The organism is Paenibacillus baimaensis, from assembly GCF_025567575.1.
The window spans coordinates 1-8,844 of record NZ_JAOQIO010000004.1 but is presented as its reverse complement, the minus strand read 5'-3'; the positions used below and the strand labels follow the sequence as shown (position 1 = coordinate 8,844).

At 47.4% G+C, this 8,844-nt stretch carries 3 protein-coding genes and 2 pseudogenes; all 5 read right to left on the bottom strand.

The genetic code is table 11. From position 1 onward, the window contains the following. Positions 1–3,942, bottom strand: a pseudogene (locus tag OB236_RS00825) (immunoglobulin domain-containing protein); the annotation flags it as partial. A 425-nt stretch (positions 3,943–4,367) separates the two neighbouring features. Further along, positions 4,368–6,767, bottom strand: a complete 2,400-nt coding sequence (locus OB236_RS00820) for an S-layer homology domain-containing protein (protein ID WP_262682154.1) — start codon at positions 6,765–6,767, stop codon at positions 4,368–4,370. Positions 6,768–6,775: 8 nt separating this feature from the next. Next, the gene (locus tag OB236_RS00815) at positions 6,776–7,495 is read right to left on the bottom strand and encodes a GLUG motif-containing protein (RefSeq protein WP_262682152.1); all 720 of its coding nucleotides are present in this window, start codon (positions 7,493–7,495) and stop codon (positions 6,776–6,778) included. A 9-nt stretch (positions 7,496–7,504) separates the two neighbouring features. Continuing rightward, a pseudogene (locus tag OB236_RS39965) lies at positions 7,505–7,582 on the bottom strand (hypothetical protein); the annotation flags it as partial. After that, entirely contained in the window at positions 7,579–8,175 is a 597-nt protein-coding gene (locus OB236_RS00810) for a M26 family metallopeptidase (RefSeq protein ID WP_262682151.1), read from the bottom strand. The pseudogene OB236_RS39965 and the gene OB236_RS00810, both read right to left, overlap by 4 nt. Positions 8,176–8,844: the final 669 nt, after the last annotated feature.

The following is an 8,844-nucleotide window of genomic DNA, read 5'->3' as shown; positions in this document are numbered from 1 at the left end:
GCCACCGCTATTGCTGCTGGTCGTGTTGCTGTACCACTGGTAGCTAAGCGAGGTTCCACCGCTAGCCGCAACGGTCAGGGTGGCGCTGCCCCCCATGTTTACCGTTTGATCCGTCGGCTGCGTGCCGATGCTCGGCGTCGTCGCGTTGGTCAACGCGTTCACCGTTACCGTGGATACGTTACTCGTTGCCGTGGCCGTTTGGCTGCCCGTCGCGCTGTTGTTTGTGTTCGTCACCACGACATAGTAGTACGTCGTCCCAGCAGTTGTGGTCGGTACTACATATGATGCGCTAACCGCGCCGCTGATGAGCGTGCCTCCGCTGGAGCTGTTTGTGGTGCTGCTATACCACTGGTAGCTCAGCGTTCCCCCGTCACTCACCGTAGCTGCTACGCTCAGTGGCGCGCTGGCGCCTTCGTTCACCGTTACGCCCGTCGGCTGCGTGCTGATGCTCGGCGTGGCCGCGTTGGTCAATGCAGGTGCAGTGGGTACTAATGTTAAAAAAGGAGACGCAATCGATAAGTTGATTGGCTTGCCATCGCTACCTTTGAATGCCCCAGGAGCTATCCGTATAGAGTTCTCAGAACCAACTAGTGCGACTTTGAAGTTGATTTCAAGCGTACTCGAGTAAGCCGTTGATGTCAGGTTCGCAACTGTATCTTCTGTATCTAGAGCTGTGTAGGCAGAATCACCTGTTTTTTTAACTGTAATCTTACTCTTCAATTCATCTAAAGTGCCTGCCTGTATAGCATATGTACGAAATGTAAACGTCACTTTATTATTGAGCTCGCTAACAACTGCCGTCACACCATTATCAAGCTGTACGTCACGATAATAACACCTTTTAATAGCCCCCGGTGCAGGATCGATATTACCAAAAGCATTCGTTGTACATGCCGTATAACCAATACTAATATTGGACTTAAATCCAATATTATTCGGTTCAGAAAGAGTACCTGTTCCCCAGTACCTCACTTCTTTCATCCCAGAAAAAATGCAATTTTGGTTTTCTTCAGAACAATAAGTCCAACCAATGCTACCGTCTGGCGCAGTGGGTAATAATATTAAAGGAAACGAAACCGATGTGTTAATTGGTTGGCCATACCAATCCTTGAATGCTCCAGAAGCTATCTGTATCGAGTTTCCCGAACCAACCATTGATTCCTTGAAATTAATTTCAAACGTACTCGACTGAGACGTAGATGTGTTCGCAGCAACTGTATCTTCTGCATCTAAAGCTGTGTAGGCAGGAGCACCTGTTTTTTTAACTGTAATCTTACTCTTCAATTCATCTAAAGTGCCTGCCTGTATGGCATAGGTTTTAAATGTAAACGTCACTTTATTATTGGGTCCACTAACAACTGCTGTCATTGCACTATCAAGCTGTACGTCACGGTAGTAACACCTTTTCGTAGTTCCAGGTGCAGGATCATTACCGAAAATAGTCCCATTACATGGCGCACCATCCGTAAAAAATTTAGATATGAAGCCATAATTAGCGGGTACAGCAGGAGCGCCGGTTCCCCAGTATCTCACTTCTTTCTTTCCTGAAAAGTTACATTTTCCGTTCTCTGGAGCGCATTCAGTCCAACCAATGCTACCGTCAGGTGCAGTGGGTACTAATGTTAAATACGGAGACGCAATCGATAAGTTGATTGGCTTGCCATCGCTATCTTTGAATGCCCCAGGAGCTATCAGTATAGAGTTCTCAGAACCAATTAGTGTGTCTTTGAAGTTGATTTCAAGCGTACCAGATGTTGGGTTCTCAACTGTATCTTCTGCACCTAGAGATGTATAGGCAGAAGCACCTGTTTTTTTAACTTCAATCTTACTCTTCAATTCATCTAAAGTTCCAGCCTGTATAGCGTACGTACCAAATGTAAACGTCACTTTATTATTGAGCCCACTAACGACTGAATTCGTTAAACTATAGGGCTGTACGTCACGATAGTAACATCTTTTAGTCGATCCCGGCGCAGGATCGGTAGTACCGAAAGCAAGTAGCGAACATGTTATTCTACTGGTACTTCGAGTTACAAATCCATAATTAGCCGGCAGGGCCGGAGAGCCTATTCCCCAGAGCCTCACTTCTTTCGTCCCTACAAAGTCGCAATTCTCGCCAAATGCAGCACAATATGTCCAACCAATGCTACCGTCTGGCCCATTGCCTAACAACGCTAAAGAAGACTTAATGGATAAATCTATCAGACTGCCATTGCTATCTTTGAATGCCTCAGGAGCTATTTGTATGGAGTTCTCCGAACCAACTAACGGGTACTTGAAGTTGATCTCAAGCGTACTCAACGTAGCCGTAGATGTAAGTTTCTCAACTGTATCTTCTGCACCCAGAGCTGTGTAGACAGAAGCACCTGTTTTTTTAACTGTAATCTTACTCTTCAATTCTGCTAAAGTACCTGCCTGTATGGCATACGTATTAAATGTAAACGTCACTTTATTATTGGTTCCGCTAACGACTGCTGTCATTGCACTATCGAGCTGTACGTCACGGTAGTAACACCTTTTAACAGTTCCATATGCAGGATCAAGAGAGTAGTAGGGACAGTTCATACCACCCGTACTAATATTAGATATAAAGCCATAATTTGCTGGTACAGCAGGAACGCCGGTTCCCCAGTATCTCACTTCTTTCCTTCCAGAAAAGTTGCATTTTCCGCCATCTGCAGCACAATCCGTCCAACCAATACTACCGTCTGGCCCAAGGCCTAACAACGTTAAAGAGGATGAAACTGGTATATATATGGTCTGGCCATTGTTATCCTTGAATGCCCCGGGAGCTATCTGTATGGAGTTTCCAGAACCTACTAACGTATCCTTAAGTTTGATTTCAAGCGTACTCAACGTGGCCGTAGTTGTCGGGTTCGCAACTGTATCTTCTGCACCTAGAGCTGTGTAGGCAGAATCACCTGTTTTTTTAACTGTAATCTTACTCTTCAATTCTGCTAAAGTGCCGGCCTGTTTAGCAAATGTCGGAAATGTAAATGTCACTTTATTATTAAGTCCGCTAACGACTGTCGTTATTTCACTATCAAGCTGTACGTCACGGTAGTAACACCTTTTAGTCGATCCCGGCGCAGGATCGGTAGTACCGAAAGCAAACAGTGTACATACATTACCGCCACTACCTGTAATGATTTTAGATATATAGCCATAATTAGGTACAGGAGTGCCCGTTCCCCAGTATCGCACTTCTTTCCTCCCATAAAATCCACATACTTGTCCATCTGCAGCACAATTCGTCCAGCCAAAGCTGGCGTCTGGTGTATCGCCTACTACTAATAAAGACGTAACCGATATGACTATTAAACTGCCATTGCTATCCTTGAATGCCTCAGGAGCTATCTGTATGGAGTTCTCCATACCAACTAACGGATCCTTGAAGTTGATTTCAAGCGTACTCGACGTAGCCGTAGATGTTAGGTTGGCAACTATATCTTCTGCACCTAGAGCTGTATAGGTAGAAGCACCTGTTTTTTTAACTGTAATCTTACTCTTCAACTCATCTAAAGTACCTGCCTGTATAGCATATGTATGAAATGTAAACGTCACTTTATTATTAAGCCCGCTAACGACTGCCGTCACTCCACTATCAAACTGTACGTCACGGTAGTAACACCTTTTAGTAATTCCAACTGCAGGATCATTACCGAAAGCACCAACTGTACAAGCTGTACTATCCGTGAATATTCTGGAAATAAAGCCGTAATTGGTACCTGTTCCCCATAATCGCACTTCTTTCGTCCCCGGAAAGCTGCAATTGGCGCCTTCTGTAGCACATTCCGTCCAACTTCCGTCGGGTCCATCGGCTAATACAGGCGACGTTATCAAAGACGTAAATAAATAAAACATCATTAACCCCACTAATAAAGGAACCGTAACTCCTTTTAGTATCGTACTCATTAAACGGGGGGGCCTTTGAACAAACATATCTTTCACTCCTGTATTCATATTTACAAATCGCATTTTGCTTCTAAATCATCTATCGCTAATATAAGTGTACTACGGCCAAATAAAAGAATAATGAAAGATCCGGCCTTAAAATGAAAAAAAACCGCACAGCATCAAGGCTTCGCGGCTAAGTCAGCTAACATAAATTATTTTTTTATCATTAAGCCTGCGTAACAGTATGTCGTATAAATGAATCAGTTCCTCGCACGGACGCATGCCAAGCTCCCGGACAAGAAACCGAACATAATCGTTATACAGGACAGTTAATTCTTTTGTCCCCCGTCATCTCGCGTATCGTCTTAAGCAGACGTATTACTGAATCGTCCATTAACCATTTGTAAGAAAAAAGTGAGTTGTGTAGGTCAAATCAAAATTCTAATATTCTATACCGACAGGTCAGCCGATTATTGTAATGTTTTCCACAAGCGGAGGACGACGACTGCCGCTTCCGCTCTTGTCGCTTGTCCTTCCGGAATAAATGGATTGCCTTCCCGTCCTTCCAACAATCCGCGCTGAAAAGCGTAATGGATGTATCCTTTTGCCCAATCCGGTATTTGCGCATCATCGGAAAACGGAGTTATTTGTGTACGGTCAATATTCCACTTCATGGCCCTTGCCATCATGGCGGCCATTTCCGATCGGCTGACCGTCTGCTGCGGTCGGAGTGTACCGTCAGGGTACCCCTCCAGTATGCCGCTCTCCACCGTATTGCTTACTGTATCTTTTGCCCAAACGGGTATGCTATCGTTATCGGTAAAGGACAGCTTGACTGCTTCTCCCCGACCGGGAGAGATTCCTTGTATACGCAGCAGCATAGCTGCAAATTCCACTCGCGTAACCAGCCCTTGCGGTCGGAATACCACCCTGGAATCACCTTCTACAATGCCCTTCCCCACCGCTTCACAAATTTGAAGCTCTGCCCAATGACCCTTGATGTCACTAAACATACATATCTGACTCACCGCTGGTACTGGCGGTGTCTCAACTACCTTCTGACGGTGAACCGTCAGGCTGTAGGTCTTGATCGTGCCGTTCACCGCTTTTACGGTAATCTCAAATCCATTGTCCCCTTCGTCAAGAGATACTGATTTTGCCCCGGTATAGGTTTCTTTCCGCAGGGTTACGACCGCATTTATATCTGCTAGGATCGCCTGTATTTCTACTTGTGCCGCCGATGTTTCGACCCTGTAGCTTGTTATTCCCGCAGCAAATGCCGGGGTTAACCCCAGTTCATTTCCGCCGGACTTCACCCTAAGCTGCTCGAGATCCGCATTTCCTGATGGACCCACACTGGACGAATGACCGCCCGAACTACCTCTCCTGGCATTCACATGGACTTCTCGCGTGACTTCCGCAGCCGCATTACCCGAGCTATCCTGTACGTTGTATCGCAATAGATAAGTTCCCGGGGTCTGATTGTCTACGCTGCCTGTCGCCATAACCGGTAGATTCCCCTCTAAGCTATCGGCCGCCGTCGCGCCAGGGTCGACAAATGCATCACCTGCTGTGAGGATAAGGGAAACGTCACCCAGGAGCGTGATAACCGGAGGCTGCGTATCTACCGTAAACGTATGCTCCGTCGAAAAGCTACCCGTATTCCCTGCCGCATCCGTTGCGCTTACACTCACCGTATGCGCACCTTCGGCCAGTACTGCGTTTGGCGTCCATGTCCAGCTTCCATCTCCTAATGCCGTTACCGTCGCTGCAGCCGCTCCATCCAGCCGGATGGTCACCACTGCTCCTGCCTCCGCTGTTCCACTGATCGTCGGTGTGCTCGTATTCGCCAGTAGCCCGTTCGTTGGCGTTACGAGTGCAGGTGCCGCAGGCGGGGTCTGATCGATAGTAAAGCTTGCACGAGCTGCATCGAGAATATTATGGTATACATTTCTCACCACATTCCCGGCTACCAATACTGCATACTCCCCATCCTGCACGGCGCCGTTCAAACTTAGGGTGAATACGTGCGCTTGCGGATCAAAGCTTGCCGTATAAGCTGTAAAGGCTGCACCGTCCTTCTCCATGCTGATGAACGGCAATGCATTCCCCGCATGTAACTGGGCTCCTCCGGCAATCCAATATACCGCTTCGTAGACAGAAACGGTAACCGCTGCAGGCGGTACATTAAACAGTTGGCCCTGCGTAAAATTGCCGAATACGGCAACCGGCTTGATCGTATCATACTGTACAAGCCATGTATTGGACTGAGGATTAGGGTTGCCCGCGGCATCCGTTACAGCCCCTGCAGCTACCCTTACCTTCACGGCTTGCCCGCTAGTCGTCGGGCTCACGGTAGCCGAATACGTTGTCGAGGTCACGGTAACCAAATTCAATACGGATCCATTCTCGATGACCATATCATTCTCCGTAAAGCCCTGAACAGCTTCACTAAAGGTGATGGTTACGGAGAATGGTGCGTTGACGGTGCCGCCTCCCGCGCTGGAAACCGCTGCCGTCGGTGCGATCGTATCCACTGTAAACGCACGTGCTGTCGAAAGCGAGCCCACATTCCCTGCTGCGTCTGTCGCTCGCGCCTGCACGGAGTGCACGCCTTCGCTCAGCGCCGATGACAGCGTCCGTGTCCAGTTCCCGCTTACATCCACCGTTGCCGTTCCCGCCACATTGCCGTCCAGCACAACCGTCACCGTGCTTCCAGCTTCTGCCGTGCCACTGATCGTGGGCATGGACTGCCCCATCACCTGTCCGCTCGTCGGGCTCGTGATGATCGGCACAGACGGTACGGTTATATCCTGCACATTGAATGGGTATGATTGCTGTTGTTCATGTCCCGCGACCGTATCGTTCACCCTAATATTCAGCGTATACGCTCCTGCCGGGTAACATCGTTCACCCTAATATTCAGCGTATACGCTCCTGCCGGGTAACGTTGATCATCGATCAACGTTTGCCATGTAAATGTCTTCTTGTCTCCTGTAGCCGGCATTTCATATACATAATCGGTTACCGTTGCATTCGTACTATTTTTTATCTCTATGCTGATCGTCAAAGGCTCACCGATGCTTCCATCCCGGACATGACCCGAAACCTGAAGCTCGTTGCCGACCGGCTCTGTGTAATAAGTAGCTGAAATAGGCGCGACCCTTAACACGGGCGAAAAGGTCTTCAAGTATGGGGTACTGACCCCTCCCTGAATGCCCCAAATCGTCGAGCTCCAACCTCCTAAAGTAATCATATCCTTCATGTCAGACTTCTGAAGCGCCCCGTCCGTTTCCGGCTTCGTTCCCATGTTGGTTAGACTCGGATTATCCGTTGCATTCCAATAAGATTTGGTGATGGTATAGGTGAAGGGACTGTTACTTTCACCAATCAAGCCCCCGATATATCCGGTTCCGGAAGGTTTAATCAGCTTCCCCGACGCATAGCTGTTCGTAATGGTTCTCCCGGTTTCCCCGATCAACCCACCTACAGAACTATCGCCATTACTAGCTATAATATGGCCGGTTGCATAGCTGTTGGATATTTCCCCAATATGCGATCCGATCAGCCCCCCAGCCTTATTCTGGCTGCCGGTCACTTTCACATCGCCGGTTGCATAGCTTTGTGTAATGTCGTTATTACTGTACCCGACTAATCCCCCTGCAGAACCAAAATTGCCGTTTATATGAACATGCGCGTCGCTGTTGGATACAGTATTGGTCGATTGCCCTGATATACCACCAACGGAAGACCTACGCCGGTTATTGTACCACTCACAGAAACACGATCCACTAAAGTCCAAGCATCGGCAATTCCTGCCAATCCTCCAACGTTAGCAGCTGAACCACGGCTCGTTATATTCACATTCTCCAACCGCACATTTTTGATTGTTTGGTTGGTAAGTGCCGTAGCGGATTGAACATACCCGAACAAACCTACAAGTGGCAAAGAAGAATCGATGGTCATGTTGCTAATCGTATAATGACCGCCATCAAAATTCCCGCCAAAAGGGCTGAGAGGATAAGTTCCGATTGGTATCCAGTTTGGAATCGAGGACAGATCGATGTCTGCACCAAGCTTAAAGTGCATGGACAACAAGGTACCCCGGATGTTATCCAGATCCTCCGCAGTCAGAATGACGTAAGGATTCCCCAGACTGCCATCCCCCCCGCCACTGAAGGCATAAGCGGCCTCGGCTCGTAATGGCCAACCCAAAAGAGGCATTCCCACAAGCAAAACGATTAATAATATGGCTAACTGCTTTTTCAACATTTCCATCTCCATTTCTACTCCTGTATTCACCTTGGTGGGCCACCGCACCAACGACCGAAAATTATGACCTTAAGCAGTATAACAGAGCCGAATGAAAGGAATCTGAAAGATATTCTTCGATCTCTAACTCCGTAAGCCTCGCCATTTTCCAGTTCTATATTTATATAAGGCTTCCGTTAGAGAGACACCCTCCTTGTCACACTCACAATAAGGAATTCACACCAACCCCCCCTATTTGTGGTACGGTTCACCTCGCTTGATCTTGACATCGACTGATGACAAGAACCTTAGTACATAACAAAAAAAAGCCGCAATTTAAGCGACTTTTGATGTAACAATAATGTTGACTTCCGATACCTGACAAATGACAAGAACTTGATCCGATCATAAATAAAGCCCGCAATTCAAGCAGACTTCATTCGGCTAAAGTTCTTGTCATCCGACATCGGAAGGCCTGTCACGTTGGTATAGTTTCCGAATAATGACCGTGACAACAACTTTATTCCACTAAACCCAAAGAAGCCCCGATTTACACGTCACTTAATGAGATAAAGTTCTTGTCAACCAACACATGACTGTGACAAGTCTGGATAAGTGATCCTGAGATCTTTACGTTTATAAAATTAAAAAGTATTATATACATTTTCACATTCTTCCGCGGTCGGTTCATAAAAA